General features: G+C 37.8%; 15 protein-coding genes. 14 read left to right on the top strand and 1 reads right to left on the bottom strand.

Features of this window, described 5'->3' with window-relative positions; genetic code table 11:
* Nucleotides 1–56 precede the first annotated feature (56 nt).
* Entirely contained in the window at nt 57–587 is a 531-nt protein-coding gene (locus AC1RNS_RS11550) for a DUF2529 family protein (RefSeq protein WP_492992750.1), read from the bottom strand.
* 156 nt (nt 588–743) lie between these two features.
* Here AC1RNS_RS11550 and AC1RNS_RS11545 point away from each other — a divergent pair, with 156 nt between their 5' ends.
* The 14 genes from AC1RNS_RS11545 (at nt 744) to AC1RNS_RS11480 (ending at nt 16674) form a co-directional block, all read left to right on the top strand.
* Nucleotides 744–1100 (top strand): response regulator, encoded by a 357-nt coding sequence (locus AC1RNS_RS11545; RefSeq protein WP_492992748.1) that lies wholly within the window; start codon nt 744–746, stop codon nt 1098–1100.
* Nucleotides 1101–1736: 636 nt separating this feature from the next.
* Nucleotides 1737–2591, top strand: a complete 855-nt coding sequence (locus AC1RNS_RS11540) for a class II fructose-bisphosphate aldolase (RefSeq protein ID WP_492992746.1) — start codon at nt 1737–1739, stop codon at nt 2589–2591.
* Nucleotides 2592–2794: 203 nt separating this feature from the next.
* On the top strand, nt 2795–3445 hold the full coding sequence (gene fsa, locus AC1RNS_RS11535; protein ID WP_492992744.1) for a fructose-6-phosphate aldolase: 651 nt from the start codon (nt 2795–2797) through the stop codon (nt 3443–3445).
* 60 nt (nt 3446–3505) lie between these two features.
* Complete coding sequence (murA, locus tag AC1RNS_RS11530; RefSeq protein ID WP_492992743.1) at nt 3506–4792, top strand: UDP-N-acetylglucosamine 1-carboxyvinyltransferase; 1287 nt, start codon at nt 3506–3508, stop codon at nt 4790–4792.
* A 95-nt stretch (nt 4793–4887) separates the two neighbouring features.
* The gene (gene glpX / locus AC1RNS_RS11525) at nt 4888–5847 is read left to right on the top strand and encodes a class II fructose-bisphosphatase (RefSeq protein ID WP_492992741.1); all 960 of its coding nucleotides are present in this window, start codon (nt 4888–4890) and stop codon (nt 5845–5847) included.
* 252 nt (nt 5848–6099) lie between these two features.
* Nucleotides 6100–7383, top strand: coding sequence for a transcription termination factor Rho (rho, locus tag AC1RNS_RS11520; protein WP_492992740.1), 1284 nt, complete (start codon nt 6100–6102; stop codon nt 7381–7383).
* Nucleotides 7384–7600: 217 nt separating this feature from the next.
* Nucleotides 7601–9481, top strand: a complete 1881-nt coding sequence (locus AC1RNS_RS11515) for an AraC family transcriptional regulator (RefSeq protein ID WP_492992738.1) — start codon at nt 7601–7603, stop codon at nt 9479–9481.
* A gap of 229 nt (nt 9482–9710) precedes the next feature.
* The gene (locus AC1RNS_RS11510) at nt 9711–11435 is read left to right on the top strand and encodes an ABC transporter ATP-binding protein (RefSeq protein ID WP_492992737.1); all 1725 of its coding nucleotides are present in this window, start codon (nt 9711–9713) and stop codon (nt 11433–11435) included.
* Between the two features lie 107 nt (nt 11436–11542).
* Nucleotides 11543–12337: an ABC transporter ATP-binding protein gene (locus AC1RNS_RS11505; RefSeq protein WP_492992735.1), complete on the top strand. Its 795-nt coding sequence runs from the start codon at nt 11543–11545 to the stop codon at nt 12335–12337.
* Between the two features lie 68 nt (nt 12338–12405).
* Nucleotides 12406–13461, top strand: a complete 1056-nt coding sequence (locus AC1RNS_RS11500; RefSeq protein ID WP_492992734.1) for a FecCD family ABC transporter permease — start codon at nt 12406–12408, stop codon at nt 13459–13461.
* Nucleotides 13458–14495 carry a FecCD family ABC transporter permease gene (locus AC1RNS_RS11495; protein WP_492992733.1) on the top strand — a complete coding sequence of 346 codons (1038 nt, stop codon included), beginning with the start codon at nt 13458–13460 and terminating at the stop codon, nt 14493–14495. The genes AC1RNS_RS11500 and AC1RNS_RS11495 overlap by 4 nt, the downstream gene beginning before the upstream one ends.
* A 63-nt stretch (nt 14496–14558) precedes the next feature.
* The gene (locus tag AC1RNS_RS11490; protein WP_492992816.1) at nt 14559–15608 is read left to right on the top strand and encodes an NAD(P)/FAD-dependent oxidoreductase; all 1050 of its coding nucleotides are present in this window, start codon (nt 14559–14561) and stop codon (nt 15606–15608) included.
* 171 nt (nt 15609–15779) lie between these two features.
* Nucleotides 15780–15983 (top strand): 50S ribosomal protein L31, encoded by a 204-nt coding sequence (rpmE, locus tag AC1RNS_RS11485; protein ID WP_054611246.1) that lies wholly within the window; start codon nt 15780–15782, stop codon nt 15981–15983.
* Between the two features lie 118 nt (nt 15984–16101).
* Entirely contained in the window at nt 16102–16674 is a 573-nt protein-coding gene (locus AC1RNS_RS11480; RefSeq protein ID WP_492992731.1) for a thymidine kinase, read from the top strand.
* The last annotated feature ends 365 nt before the right edge of the window (nt 16675–17039 follow it).

Genomic DNA, 17039 nt, shown 5'->3' with positions numbered 1-17039 from the left:
GTTGTCTCAAATGCTGAGGCAACTCTTTTTTTGAAGGCTATTTTATAACTACTTCTTTATAATTCTTCGTCATCCAGATTAAGCATTTCATCATAAGCTATTTTTATTGCTTCATAGATAAAAAGGGCAGCCATAGCATGTGGAATTACGATACGCTCACCTAAATCATTTGGTAATAAACCACCTCGTACACGTGTTGAAATATACGTATAGGCTAATTCTGCCAATGAATTTTGAGAGTCTGCTACTTCACAAGCAACAGCTGCGAATGGAATAAAATAATCATTTAGCTGTTGTGCTAAAGCAATAGCGTCCTTATCTTCTGCACTACGGGTAAAAATACATACTCGATCAGCTTCTGTAAGCACAGTATCCTTTGTCCAAGGTACTAGCTTGGTAAAACGTTCTACAGCGTGGCATGCATTTAGTTCAACCACTTGCATCTCGCCAAAGCAAGCGAAATAGACATTGCCTTCTCCGATCCCCGCTTGTGCAAGTAATCGAGCTGTTTCTTCAATAGCGTCCTCTTCACTTTGTATTATTCTTTGTAATAATCCACTTAGTTGTGTTGTTAGAATTTTTGACATAATCCCACCTCAATCAATATTATATGTTTGAAGAGCCCATAAATCAAAAGCAGATAATTTATAATACTAGAAGGTATTAAGATAATAAAGGAGAATAATACATACTAAGGGAAGTTTTTGTGCAAGAATAATAACTCAAAAAGGGCGGAATGAAATGTGAAACGATTACTAATTGTCGATGATCAACAAGGAATTCGTTTGCTTTTGAATGAAGTATTGAAAAAGGAAGGTTATGTTACATATTTGGCTGCTAATGGCGTGGAGGCACTAAAATATGCAGAAGAGGAAATGGATTGTGTCCTATTAGACATGAAAATACCAGGGATGGATGGTATAGAAATATTAAAGTGTTTAAAAGAGAAATGGCCACAACTTCCTGTATTTATGATGACTGCCTATGGTGAACTGGATGTCGTTCAGGAAGCATTAGATTTAGGAGCTATTCGATATTTCACAAAACCTTTTGATATTTTTGAAGTGCGTGACGAGGTAAATAAAGTTTTAAAGTCTTAGAAACAGGCAGTGGTTAACACGGCCTGTTTTTAGTAGTAATATTGCATTTCTTATTCTCATTACTTCCTAAAATATTTAATTATCAACTATCTCTGTAAAGATAGCTTGTATAGAGAAGATTAAAGTAGCCATTTTTGTATTGCACTACGCTTTCGTGTAGAAAACAAACGCTGTCTATGCACTGTGCTATCGCGTAGAAAATAAAAGCTCCTGCTTTACAGGGAGAGCCCCTTCGTTACGTAGCACTGCACTTTCGCGTAGAAAATAACAGCCCCTGCTTTACAGGGGAGAGCCCCTTCGTTACGTTGCACTACACTGCGGAGGCACTGCTGCTACGTTGCACTCCGCTTTCGTGCAGAAAACAAACACTGCCGCTACGTTGCACTGCGCTTTCGCGTAGAAAATAACAGCCCCTGCTTTTCAGGGGAGAGAACCTTCGTTACGTTGCACTACACTGCGGAGGCACTGCTGCTACGTTGCACTCCACTTTCGTGCAGAAAACAGACGCTGCCGCTACGTTGCACTGCGCTATCGCGTAGAAAATAACAGCCCCTGCTTTTCAGGGGCTGTTATTTTTGCTATGATTAAATAGCATATTTATGTAGAAAGAATAGTCCTAAGAGGAGGATTTTTAGTATGGCATTAGTATCTATGAAAGAGATGTTAATTAAAGCAAAAGCAGAAGGTTATGCGGTTGGTCAATTCAACATTAACAACCTTGAGTGGACTCAAGCAATTTTACAAGCAGCAGAAGAAGAAAAATCTCCAGTTATTCTAGGCGTTTCTGAAGGCGCAGGTAAATATATGGGTGGATTTATCTCCGTTGTACACATGGTAAAGGGATTAATGGAATCTTATGGTACAACTGTTCCAGTAGCCATTCATCTTGATCATGGTTCAAGCTTTGAAAAGTGTAAGGAAGCTATTGATGCTGGATTTACTTCCGTTATGATCGATGCTTCACATCATCCATTTGAAGAAAATATTGAGATTACTTCGAAAGTGGTTGAATATGCACATTCAAAAGGTGTTTCTGTTGAAGCCGAACTTGGAACAGTTGGTGGTGATGAGGATGGTGTCATCGGTGGAATCATGTATGCTGATCCAGAGGAATGCCGTAAAATGGTTGAGTTAACAGATATTGATTGTCTAGCACCAGCACTTGGCTCCGTACATGGTCCTTACAAAGGTGAACCAAACTTAGGCTTCAAGGAAATGGAAGAAATCTCAAAACTAGCTGACCTTCCATTAGTTTTACATGGTGGTACAGGTATCCCTACAAAAGATATTCAACGCTCCATTTCATTAGGTACAGCAAAAATTAACGTTAATACTGAAAATCAAATTGCTGCAACAAAAATAATCCGCGAAATTCTTGATAATGATAAAGTTGTTTATGATCCTCGTAAATTCCTTGGTCCAGCTCGTGAAGCTATTAAAGCAACTGTTATTGGGAAAATTCGTGAATTTGGTAGTGCACAAAAAGCATAATTTTTGCATCTAATATGTTACAAAAACATAGATGAATACACATAATATAAGAGAAGTGTTGATGCAACTATCGACCTTCTCTTGTTTTTGAAATCATGATTTTTTGGTAAAAATTCAATTAGATGGCTCACTATGACAAAATAAGCTTTAGAAATTACTACATTTTTGGGTCGAGCCTAAACAGTGATCAGGAGGAAATAATTATGAAATTTTTCATCGATACAGCAAACTTTGAAGAGATTAAAGAAGCACATGCATGGGGGATTTTATCTGGTGTTACAACAAATCCATCATTAGTGGCTAAAGAAGAGAATGTTTCTTTCCATGATCGACTTCGTGAAATTGCAGAGCTTGTAGACGGCTCGGTAAGTGGGGAGGTCATTGCACTAGATGCAGAAGGAATGATCAGAGAAGGCTTAGAGTTGGCTGCTATTGCACCAAATATTACAGTTAAGCTTCCAATGACGCCCGCTGGATTAGAAGCATGTCGCTATTTTGCTGACAAAGGTATTAAAACGAACGTAACATTAATTTTTAGTGCAAATCAAGCATTAATGGCTGCTCGTGCAGGTGCTACATATGTATCACCATTCATCGGTCGCCTTGATGATATTGGACAAAATGGTGTAGAACTAATCGAAACAATTGCCGATATTTTCACTATTCATAATATCGAAACACAAATTATTGCTGCATCTGTTCGCCATCCTCAGCATGTAACAGCAGCAGCACTTGCAGGTGCACATATTTCCACTACTCCTTATAAAGTATTAAAGCAACTTTTTCACCATCCATTAACGGAAAAAGGAATTGAAGGATTTTTAGCGGATTGGAATAAGAGAAAAGGCGAATAATAAGATTATAGAGTGAGCCAATCGCAAAAATTACTTTCCAATCATGAGGGAGAACGCAAAATGGATGTTTATAAAATTACAGGCGAAAATCGTCTAAAAGGTACAATTAAAGTTAGTGGTGCAAAAAATAGTGCAGTCGCCTTAATTCCAGCATCAATTTTGGCGAACTCTCCAGTGACAATTGGAGGGATACCAGAAATTTCAGATGCATGGACATTGAAGGCGTTATTAGAGGAAATTGGTGGGGAAGTTACATTTGAGGATGGTAAAATGACCATTGATCCAACTGATATGATTGCCCTTCCATTACCAAATGGCAATGTAAAAAAGCTTCGTGCTTCTTATTACTTAATGGGAGCAATGCTTGGACGCTTTAAAAAAGCTGTCATTGGTTTACCTGGTGGTTGCTTCTTAGGACCACGACCTATAGACCAACATATAAAAGGCTTTGAGGCATTAGGAGCAAGGATTACAAATGAGCATGGAGCTATCTATTTACGCGCAGATGAATTAATCGGCGCAAAAATTTATCTAGATGTTGCAAGTGTTGGCGCAACGATAAATATTATGCTGGCTGCTGTCCTTGCAAAAGGGCGTACAGTTATTGAAAATGCAGCAAAAGAACCTGAAATTATTGATGTGGCGACACTGCTAACGAATATGGGCGCCAATATTAAAGGTGCAGGTACAAGTGTTATTCGGATTGATGGTGTTGAGGAACTTCATGGTACGGAACATACAATTATTCCAGATCGAATTGAAGCGGCTACTTTCATGATTATGGCAGCTGCTGTTGGTGAGGGCATTACCATCGATAATGTAATCCCGTTGCATTTAGAGGCAATTATTGCCAAGCTACGTGAGATGGGTATCAAGATTGACATCGGAGAGGAAAGTATTTATGTGCCGAAAACTGACCTCAATACATTACAGGCAGTTGATGTAAAAACATTGGTGTATCCTGGATTCCCAACAGATATTCAGCAGCCGCTTGCAGTTTTAATGTCTCAGGCATTCGGGTCCTCAAAGGTGACAGATACTATCTATACAGCTCGATTTAAGCATATCGATGAACTTCGACGTATGAATGCTAATGCTCGTGTTGAGGGCAATACAGCTATTATTACAGGTCCTAGTAAACTACATGGATCAACTGTAACTGCCACAGATCTTCGTGCAGGTGCTGCGCTTGTATTAGCGGGTCTTTTAGCTGAAGGTGAGACGGAAATTCAAGAAATCTATCATATTGAACGTGGTTATAGCTCACTTATTGAAAAATTACGTGATTTAGGCGCTGATATTCGACGTGAAACGATAATAGCACGCGTAGCAGAGGCAAAGGACTAATGAGAGCTAAAAGTTTTGAACCAAATATGTTACAATAGAGATAATTTGAATGTTTCGGCGATAGATTTATGCCGATAACGGGAGGCAAAACAATCATGGAACGTAGTTTATCGATGGAAGTAGTACGAGTAACTGAGGCAGCAGCAATAGCATCCGGCAAATGGATGGGACGCGGTTTGAAAATTGAGGCAGATGATGCAGCAACAACTGCGATGCGCGCCATGTTCGATACAATTCCAATGCATGCTACAGTAGTAATAGGTGAAGGCGAAATGGACGAAGCACCAATGCTTTATATTGGTGAGGAACTTGGCTTACGTAATGGAGGTCCTCAAGTAGATATTGCGGTTGACCCATTAGAAGGTACAAATATTGTGGCTAAAGGTACAAATGGTGCCATGACAGTACTAGCCATTGCTGATAAAGGTAATTTGTTAAATGCACCTGATATGTATATGGAGAAAATTGCTGTAGGACCAGAAGCAGCTGGTAAAGTCGATATTAACGCTTCTGTTACTTATAATTTATTACAAGTAGCTAAAGCTAAAAATAAAGATATTTCAGACGTAGTAGCTACGCTTTTAGATCGACCTCGCCACCAAGCAATAGTAGACGAGATTCGAGAAGCAGGTGCACGTATTAAATTTATTCAAGATGGTGATGTTGGCGCTGCAATTAATACTGCTTTTGATGAAACAGGTATTGATATCATGTTTGGTACAGGCGGTGCCCCTGAGGGCGTTATTTCGGCTGTTGCTTTAAAATGTCTAGGTGGAGACTTCCAAGCGAAGCTAGTACCAGAGGACGAGGAGCAGCTAGAGCGTTGCAAACAAATGGGTGTTGACGTAGATAAAGTGTTATACTTAGATGACCTAGTTAAAGGCGACGATGCTATTTTTGCGGCAACAGCAGTAACAGATTGTGAGCTGTTAAAGGGTGTTCAATATAAAGGGGCCTACGCTTTAACGCATTCAGTTGTTATGCGAGCTAAATCGGGAACTGTGCGTTTTGTAGAAGGTCGTCACGCACTTGATAAAAAACCTAGCTATAAATAAAATTATCTTCTAAAATATACCTAGTGCATCTTTTGCGCTAGGTACCTTCTTCTAAATTTAAACCATCCCTTAGTTTCATAAGGCTATGTTATACTTTAGTGTCTATCACTTGAAGTAATATCCGTAGTTTTGATTTTAGTAAAAGACTCTGATAGCTATGGATTTAACTTTATAACAAAGCCTTTCGTAAAAATAACTTCCATGATAACCCCATTAAAGTATTATATTTTGAAAAAGACTGGAGTTGTGCATATGTCTGCATTGACAATCGCTCAATTAGAAAACATGACGTTAAAAGAGCTTTACGCCCTTGCACGCCAATACAAAATTTCATATTATAGCAAGCTAACGAAAAAAGAATTGATATTTGCTATTTTGAAAACGCGTTCAGAGCAAGAGGGCTACTTCTTTATGGAAGGCGTACTTGAAATTGTTTCGCAAGAAGGCTTTGGCTTCCTTCGACCAATTAACTACTCTCCAAGTAAAGAGGATATTTATATTTCGGCATCCCAAATTCGTCGCTTTGACCTACGTAATGGGGACAAGGTGTCGGGGAAGGTACGTCCTCCTAAAGAAAATGAACGCTATTACGGGCTATTACAAGTGGATGCGGTGAACGGTGAAGATCCTGAAGTAGCGAAAGAACGTGTACATTTCCCTGCACTCACACCATTATATCCTAATCGACAAATTAAGCTTGAGACAACACAACGTAATTTATCGACACGTATTATGGATTTAGTGGCACCTGTAGGTTTTGGTCAGCGTGGATTAATCGTAGCACCACCAAAAGCAGGGAAAACATCATTATTAAAAGAAATAGCCAATGCCATTACAACCAATCATCCAGAGGCAGAGTTAATTGTATTACTTATTGATGAACGTCCTGAGGAAGTGACAGATATTGAACGTTCTGTGAATGCAGATGTCGTAAGCTCTACTTTTGATGAGGTTCCAGAAAATCATGTGAAAGTAGCTGAAATAGTATTAGAACGAGCACGTCGTTTAGTTGAACATAAGCGTGATGTTATTATTTTAATGGACTCCATTACTCGTTTAGCACGTGCCTTTAACTTAGTCATTCCGCCTAGTGGTCGTACGTTATCAGGGGGGATTGATCCTGCTGCCTTTCATAGACCAAAGCGCTTCTTTGGTTCTGCACGTAACATTGAAGAAGGCGGTAGCTTAACAATTTTAGCAACAGCTTTAGTGGATACTGGATCTCGAATGGATGAGGTAATCTACGAGGAATTTAAAGGGACAGGTAATTTAGAGCTTCATTTAGATCGTCAATTAGCAGAGCGACGCATTTTCCCTGCGCTAGATATACGTCGTTCAGGAACTCGAAAAGAAGAGCTTCTTCTTGCGCCTGAGCAACTTGAAAAGCTATGGGCAATTCGTAAAACATTTTCAGACGCACCTGATTTTGCGGAGCGCTTCTTAAAGAAATTACGAACAACCAAATCAAATGAAGAATTCTTTGAAAAATTAAATGAAGATATGAAAAAGGCTACTAAAGGTAAAGGGTTACTTTAAAGAAAAACTGCAACCTGTTGGGCATCCTTCATAGATTGTTAGTTATACCGTTAATATTAAATATAAATCATCATTAACTAGAAATAGTTGATGGTGATTTTTTTTTTTCAAACAGATAATGAGAAATGTGTATTTTTTATGTATTATATATTTATTGAAATTGATAATCGTTATCAATATAATGATAGCATATAATTCTAAATTTGAGGAGAACGATATGAATTATGAGGCCTATTTGCTTCTATGGCAAAATGCATATATCAAGTTAAAGCAAATTGACTATGTACAGAATACTCCTGTACAAATGACAAAAGTATTGAAATATAGCACATTATTAATAATTACTGAGGGTGCTGCAGAAATAATGATTGATGATCAACCTTATTTTGTACAGCGCTTTACTATTTTTCATATTGGAAAATCTCAATCCCTACATATCTCAGCAGATAAATTGAGTTATTATCTCATCCCCTACAGAGGGGATATTGTTTACTCAGATACATTTATGCAGCATTTACAAATGCAATATCAACCATTCCAAACGATTTTTTCCTGTATACCAGCAAATCCTATTGCTATTCAAACTGTATTGCAAGATATGTATATCAAATGGCAGTCGGGTTCTATTCAAGAGCATTTATCAGTAAAGGCATCCTTTTATTGGCTCATTTATCGTGTTTTTCAAGAACTTGTGGAGGGACATGGGAAGCCACACGAAATTGATAAAGCAGAAGCAGCTCGTCGATATATTGAGCAACATATTGAGGAACCATTATCAATTCAAAAGCTAGCTGATTTACTGGATATTAGTACACGACATTTATTACGAATTTTTAAGGCTCGTTATGAAGTTGGTCCACAAGTTTATTTACAGAAATTAAGAATAGAACAAGCAAAAAAATACCTTCTTACTAATCAATTTAGTATTAAAGAAATCGCTATTTCATTAGGATTTGAGGATGAATATTATTTTAGTCGAGCTTTTAAAAAGGTGACAAATATGGCTCCAAGTAGCTATAGGCTGAATTATCCATCCTATATGTCCGAAATCACCATTACAATTGAGAATAGTTTTCAATACAATGAGAATCAGCTAGCGCAAGCAAATCGGTTCAAAAATGAAGTAATGATAACAAATAGGATTCAACAACTAAAGCTGCCTTTTTTGCTTAAATTATTCGTTTTATTTTCGGCGGCAAGTGGTGAGGATAGTAAACACCAGACCAGTGGACTTACAACAAAAGAAGCGATTACAAGAACAGTCATCGATGATAGTGGACGTGAGGTAGTTATACCAGTGAAGGCAGAACGTATCGTTACAGACTGGTACCTTGGTCAAATTCTAGCGTTAGATGCTGTGCCAGTAGGAGCTGTAACAGCAAACTTAGATTATGCAGCATTTTTGAAACCATATTACAAAGATGAAGATATTTTAAATATTGGAGCAGATAGTAATGTGTCAATTGAAAAGATGGTTGAATTAAAACCTGATTTAATCGTTACGTGGAATCCAGAATATGTAGGAAAATATGAAAAAATTTCACCAACTATAGTATTTTCTGAGACAGCCCATAAAACAGCCGCTGATGAAATTAAGGCAATGGGTGAATATTTAGGAAGACAGCAACAAGCTGATGCCTTTATCAAAGATTTCGAGGGTCGGATAGCTAAGGCACAAGAGAAAATAAATGCTGTTGTATCAGAAGAATCCACGTTTACTATATTTGATTTATTCGCAAAGAAAGCCACAGTTGTGGGAAATAATAGTGTGTCAGGCGGAAGGGCATTATATCAAATTCTTGGAGTAAAACCTCAGGAAAAGGTACAAAATCTTTTCGATACTAAAGATCCCAGTCGTGGACGTTATGAAATCTCTTATGAAGTCGCAGGAGACTACGTTGGAGATTATGTTTTTGTAATAAATTTCTTCAATAAAGAAGGAGAGTTTCCATCAACTTGGACCAATTTAGATGTTGTAAAGAAGAAGCAAACAATTCAGTTAGCGCCAGAGTATTATTTTGCCTCTGATCCACTTTCTGGATTACATCAAGCTGAAGACATAGCTGACAAAATTATAGAGTTTACACTAGCTGAATAATCATTAGGGTTACAGATCTATCACTGATTGTTAGAAATTATATATATCATTTATGCGGAATGATTTGATGACAAATAATTAGGGAGGTGAGCTACCTGTTGTAATCAGGTAGCTTATTTACTAGATTTTATAATAAATGAAATTGATAATCATTATCATTTGAGTTACAATTATTATTACTTAATGATCCTTTAGAGCTTGCGGACATTAAAAATAGGAGGATGCATCCATGTTATTACAGCGTTTCTTTTCTTATTACAAACCATACAAGGGATTATTTATACTGGACTTTTCCTGCGCAATTTTGGTGGCGCTCATAGAATTAGCTTTTCCAATTGTGCTAAACAAGGTAATCGATGATATTCTTCCGGATGGAGAATTAAAGTGGATTATTATGGCAAGTTCATTGCTGTTTGGGCTCTATATTTTAAATTCTATTCTGCACTTTATTGTCTCTTATTGGGGACATATGCTAGGCATTAATATTGAAACGGACATGCGTAGGGAAGCTTTCAGCCATGTACAGAAGCTATCATTCCGATATTTTGATAATAACAAAACAGGGCATCTCGTTTCTCGTCTAACTAATGATTTAATGGATATCGGAGAGCTAGCCCATCACGGACCAGAAGATATTTTCATTGCTTTCATGACAATTATTGGGACGTTCGGGGTTATGTTTTATATAGACCCAACCTTCACTATTCTTATATTCCTGCTTGTGCCAATTATTTTAATCCTAACAATTGTTTTTGGAAAGCTTATGTCAAAGGCATTTCGCCAAATGTTTGGAGATATTGCTGACTTTAATGCACGGGTTGAAAATAATGTTAGTGGTATTCGAGTTGTACAAGCCTTCACAAATGAAGAACATGAAATCAATCGCTTTAAGGTGAATAATGAAAGATTCCGTATGACGAAGCTATTTTCGTATAAAGTAATGGCCTGGAATGAAGCAATCTCAGGAATTTTAACGAAGGTTTTATCATTGTTTACGTTATTCATAGGTGCGTATTTTGTGTTAAATGGCAATTTAACAAATGGTGAATTTATCGCATTTATATTGTTATCTAATATTCTATTAGGTCCTATTAATAAAATTAATATGTTTATTGAAAGCTATCCAAAAGGCATGGCAGGCTTTAAGCGCTATGTTGATTTCCTTGAAACAGACCCTGAAATTGCTGATAGTCCACAAGCAAAGGCAATTAAGGACATTGAAGGAGAAATTACATTTAACAATGTATCTTTTGGCTATACCGAGGACAAGCGAGCTTTAAACCAAATTAATTTAAAGGTTCATCCTGGCGAAACGGTTGCACTTGTTGGTCCATCAGGCGCTGGGAAATCAACAATCTGTAGTCTACTACCACGTTTTTACGAGGTGAGTGAAGGATCTATTAAAGTTGATGGAATAGATATAAGGGATTTCAAGCTTCACTCTCTCCGCTCTCACATTGGGATTGTCCAGCAGGATGTATTTTTATTTGATGGCACAATAAGAGAGAACATTGCTTATGGTGATTTAAATGCAAGTGAAGAAGATATATGGTATGCAGCACGACGAGCACAACTAGAAGATGTTATCAAAGCTTTACCAGAAGGAATGGATACATTGATAGGTGAACGTGGTGTGAAATTATCAGGTGGACAGAAGCAAAGATTATCAATAGCACGAATCTTCCTAAAAAATCCTAAAATATTGATTTTAGATGAGGCAACATCAGCCTTGGATACAGAAACTGAGCAAGCGATTCAACAAGCATTAAATGAGCTTTCAGTTGGACGTACAACCCTAGTGATTGCCCATCGTTTAGCGACCATTAAGGATGCTGACCGTATCGTCGTTGTTTCGAAGAAGGGCATTATTGAGGAAGGCACACATGATGAATTGATGGATAGCAAAAAAGCATATTATGGACTGTATACAGCACAATTCGGTCTACAAATATAGGATTCATATTGAAGAAATGACTTATTTATCATTTCTTCAATATTCACGTTTAATCTTGAAAAAACAGTATGTTTAAAACTTAATACCTAAAGGAGAGAAAATGTTATATGGCAGTCCTTGAAATAGAACACGTTGCTATTGGTTATTCTTCTACTTTAATCGTAGATGATTTAAGTGTAGAAATTCCAAAAGGGCAAATTTCAACAATTATAGGCCCAAATGGATGTGGGAAATCTACCTTATTAAAGGCTGTAGCACGTATGCTCAGAACGCAAAACGGCGCAGTTTATTTGGATGGGAAGGCAATTCATCAGTTAAAAACTAAGGAAGTTGCGAAAAGGATGGCAATTTTGCCTCAAACAGCAACAGCACCAGGAGGATTAACTGTTTTTGAATTAGTATCCTATGGTCGTTTCCCGCATCAAACAGGTTTTGGTACTCTACGCAAAGAGGATTATGAATATATTCATTGGGCAATAGATGTTACAGGTTTACGTGAATTCAGTGATCGTCCAATTGAAGCCTTGTCTGGAGGACAGCGTCAACGTGTTTGGATTGCCATGGCATTGGCACAAGGGACCGATATCCTTGTATTGGATGAGCCAACTACCTATTTGGATTTAGCACATCAACTAGATATTCTGCTGCTATTACAAAAGCTCAATAGAGAAGAGGGGCGTACCATTGTGATGGTATTACATGATTTAAACCATGCGTCCCGTTTTTCTCACTTTATGATAGCGATGAGAAGTGGACAATTAATTGTAAATGGAAGCCCTGATGAGGTTATGACTAAAGAAAATCTACAAAAGGTGTTTAGTATAGATGCAGAAATGGCTACTTGTCCTTTTAGCGGGCATCCTATTTGTCTATCTTACCAACTATATGGAAGAGAGGAGTAGTGTTCAGTTTTTAGAATAATTCCAGCAGGAAGAAATAGTAGGATGATTTATCTTTAAGGAGGAAACACATGGCTACGTCAGCTGAAGGAGTAGAAGGACTCGAAAAATTAGAGGCGCTGCAAAAACGTTCTCATCCAATACGTGCTGTAGTGGCGCTTGTTTTAGGTCTTGTTGGACTAGTATTTGCAATAGCTTTATCAATATCTTTTGGAGCGGCAGATATTTCGCTAAGTACTGTATGGAAGGCAGTTTTTAATTTTTCATCTGATTTAACTGAACATCAAATTATTCATGAAATACGTTTGCCACGAGTATTAGGTGCAGCATTAGTAGGTGCGTGTTTTGCAGTTTCTGGTGCTATTATGCAAGGAATGACACGCAATCCATTAGCAGATTCAGGCTTGTTAGGATTAAACGCTGGTGCAGCATTTATGCTTGCAGTCTGCTTTGCATTTTTTCCAGGCTTATCATATATGTATATCATTATGTGGTCATTTTTAGGTGCCGGATTAGGGGTAGCTATTGTTTACGGAATCGGTTCCATTGCTAAAGGTGGCTTAACACCAATGAGACTAGTACTTGCAGGGGCAGCTGTAAGTGCACTTTTAGGAGCATTAGGTGAAGGGATTGCTCTTTATTTTCGTATTGGACAAGATTTAGCCTTTTGGTATGCAGGTGGTGTTTCGGGGACTAAGTGGAGTCATCTACAGATCATGGGTCCTTGGATACTTGTAGCTATGATTGGTGCACTTATTCTGTCACGTTCAATTACGTTATTAAGTTTAGGAGAGGAAATTGCAATCGGCTTGGGACAGCGAACAGGAGTCATTAAAGTATGGGGTATGATTATCGTGCTTGTTTTAGCAGGTGCGGCTGTTTCTGTTGTCGGTGCAGTTGGCTTTGTAGGACTAATTGTTCCGCATTTAACAAGATACATAGTAGGACATGATTATCGTTGGATTATTTCCTGTTCAGTAGTGTACGGTGCACTACTTGTTGTGCTGGCTGATTTTATTGCTCGTATCATTAATCCTCCATATGAGTCGCCTATTGGAGCATTAATTGCCTTTATTGGCGTACCATTCTTCCTATACTTAGCACGTAAAGGAGGAAAAGAATTATGAGTCAAAATAGTTATTTAACCGCTAGTCAACAAAAGACAAGGAAAAAAAATCTTTTCGTATTAAGCATCTTAACGATATTAATTATTATTACTTTTATTATCAGTATGAATACAGGGGTCATTAAATTAACACCTATGGAGGTTCTACGTACTCTATTTGGTCAGGGTGACGCGCAGCAGCAGCTTATTTTATTTGAATTTAGGCTTCCACGTATTGTCATTGCTGTGTTAGTGGGAATGGGTTTAGCAATCTCAGGAGCGATTTTACAAGGAATTTCAAGGAATGCTTTGGCGGACCCTGGTATTCTCGGTATCAATGCTGGTGCTGGACTTGCCGTGATGTTATTTATTTCTTTCTTCCCAGCAACAGCAGCAGCTCCTGTTTATCTACTCCCTGTTTTAGCCTTTTTTGGTTCAGGTATGACAGCCATTCTTATCTATGCACTTTCTTATAAACGTCATGAGGGAATCACACCGATGCGCTTACTTCTTACAGGGATTGCTGTAGCAGCAGGTATTAGTTCAGCAATGATTGTACTGACGCTTCGCCTTTCACCTGAAAATTATCAATTTGTAGCAACTTGGCTTGCAGGTAGTATTTGGGGCTCGAATTGGAAATTTGTTTTATCATTATTGCCTTGGCTCGTTGTATTGCTTCCTTTTGTTTATACAAAATCACGTGTATTAAATATCTTGAATTTAGGTGAATTAACCGCTGTTGGTTTAGGTGCTTCAATTGAAAAAGAACGTCGCTGGCTATTAGCAGCATCTGTCGGTTTAGCAGGTGCAAGCGTTTCGGTCAGTGGAGGAATTGGCTTTGTTGGGTTAATTGCTCCACATTTAGCACGGCAACTTGTAGGAGCAAAACATCAATTTTTACTTCCTGCTTCAGCATTAGTTGGCGGTCTACTTGTACTAATGGCAGACACGATTGGTCGTTCCTTACTTGAACCTTCTGAAATACCAGCAGGGATAGTTGTTGCTGTTTTAGGCGCACCATACTTCTTATACTTATTAGCTCGATTAAAACAATAAATATATAGAAGCTAGTTAACTAGATAAAAATAAGAGTAAATTGGAATGGAGGATTATAGAGAAATGAAGGAAGAACTGTATGATGTGACGATTGTTGGTGGTGGTCCAGCAGGGCTCTATACGGCTTTTTATAGTGGAATGCGGGATTTAAAGACGAAGATTATTGAATATAGCTCTCAGCTTGGGGGGCGTATGTTAATCTATCCTGAGAAAATGATATGGGATGTCGGAGGCGTACCGCCAATTTTAGGTGGCCAGCTAATTGAGCAATTAATAGAACAGGCGAAAACATTTGATCCAACAATTGTGTTCAATCAGAAAGTCGAGCATTTAGAAAGACAAAGTAATGGTACATTTATTTTGACTTCATCGACAGGTGAAAAGCATTATTCGAAAACAGTTATTTTAGCTGTTGGATATGGTGTCCTTTCCATGCAAAAGCTTGAAATAGAGGGTGCTGATAAATATGAAGTAACGAATTTACATTATACTGTGCAGGAATTAGAGATATTCCGCGATAAGCATGTTTTAATTTCTGGCGGCGGTAATTCTGCTGTGGATTGGGCAAATGAATTAGAACCGATTGCTGCCAGTGTAACAGTTGTTCATCGACGTGATGAATTTGGCGGCCATGAAAAAAGTGTCTTAAAAATGCGTGATTCCTCAGTATGTTTAAAAACACCATATGAGGTAGTTCAGCTACATGGAGATGGTGAATTAATTCAATCTGTTTCGATAGAAAATAAAGATACTGGCAAAATTGAACGTATTGAATTAGATGCAATCATTGTGAATCATGGCTTAAAATGCGATTATGGTGCACTTGAAAAATGGGGATTAAACATTGAAGATGGCGTTGCGATTGTCAATGAAAAACGTGAAACGAACATTGAAGGTATTTATGGAGCAGGCGATTTTGTAGATCATCCTAGTAAGGTTCGATATATAGCGGGTGCATTTACAGATGGTATATTAGCATTAAATAGCGCAAAGCTGTATTTAGAACCAGATGCACCTAAAGTCGCGTATGTTTCATCTCACAATATTCGTTTTAAAGAACGTAATAAAAAAATAGGTTTAGTGGATAATGATTATCGTGAAGTAAGAGGATAATTAAATAAAGGTAATTTTTTTACTTGAAATATTTTTAAATAATATGCTATACTTCAAAAGTATGCAACGTGTACATATATAGCTGATAGTTTCACTCATATTCGGGCTATGTAAGGTACAGTTCGATAATACTCTGTTCCAGATGGTTCAGGGCGAGAGGAGAAAACGAATATGAAACAAGGAATTCATCCAAACTACAAAGAAGCAACAGTAACTTGCTCTTGTGGGAATACTTTCAAAACTGGTTCAGTAAAAGAAAACATCGTTGTCGAGTTCTGCAACGAATGTCACCCATTCTATACTGGCCGTCAAAAATTCGCGTCTGCTGATGGTCGCGTGGATCGTTTCAACAAAAAATACGGTCTTAAAAACTAATGTTAGTTTAATACCTGCCAAGCATGTGCTTGGCAGGTATTTTTTTCAGTATATGATGAACACGTTGATGCAGTCTTTTCAAGAATCCAGATTGACTAGAAGAAAGGGAGAAGACAACATGGCACAGCTATATTTTAAGCATGGCGCAATGAATAGTGGGAAATCCATCGAAATTTTGAAAGTTGCGCATAACTATGAAGAACAACAAAAACCTGTCATGATATTTACATCAGGCTTAGATACACGTGATGAAGTAGGCTTTGTTTCCAGTAGAGTGGGCTTACGTCAAGAAGCTATACCTGTTTATGATGATACAAATATATTTGAGCTCGTGGAAAATAATACAGTAAAGCCATACTGTGTACTTGTTGATGAAGTACAATTTTTAAAAAGGGCACATGTTTTACAGTTAGCAAATATTGTGGATAAACTAGGCATCCCTGTTATGGGCTTTGGTTTGAAAAATGATTTTCAAAATGAGTTATTTGAAGGAAGTCAGTACATGCTTACATATGCAGATAAAATTGAAGAAATGAAAACCATTTGCTGGTTCTGCCATAAAAAAGCAACGATGAATTTACGTGTTGATGAAAGTGGAAAGCCTGTGTATACAGGTGATCAAATTCAAATTGGTGGAAATGATTCCTACTATCCAGTTTGCAGAAAGTGTCATGCGCACCCACCGCTATAGCTCATCCAAGCTGAGAGCTAAGAAAAAGTAGCATACATGCGAAAATTTCCTTATACTAAGTAGTGGAAATCAATTACGCCCCTGAGAAAATGCATCACGATTTTTTTGAGCTTGCTATTGGCTAGGGGCTTTAACTTGAATCAGTCGGTCTTTTGTACACCTAAATAGGGAAAAAATCGCATTCATCTCGCCACCTATAGAGATGAATGTATTCTGTACCTAATGTTTCATTTTTGGTACAAAAACATTTGGTGCTGTCGCTGGGCTTTCGCACAGTAAAGATTTGTTGCTGTCGCTGGGCTTTCGCACAGTAAAGATTTGTTGCTGTCGCTGGGCTTTCGCACAGTAAAGATTTGTTGCTGTCG

It is taken from the genome of Lysinibacillus sp. GW821-FHT14F06 (assembly GCF_058803665.1).
This window is presented reverse-complemented; position numbering and strand designations above follow the sequence as displayed.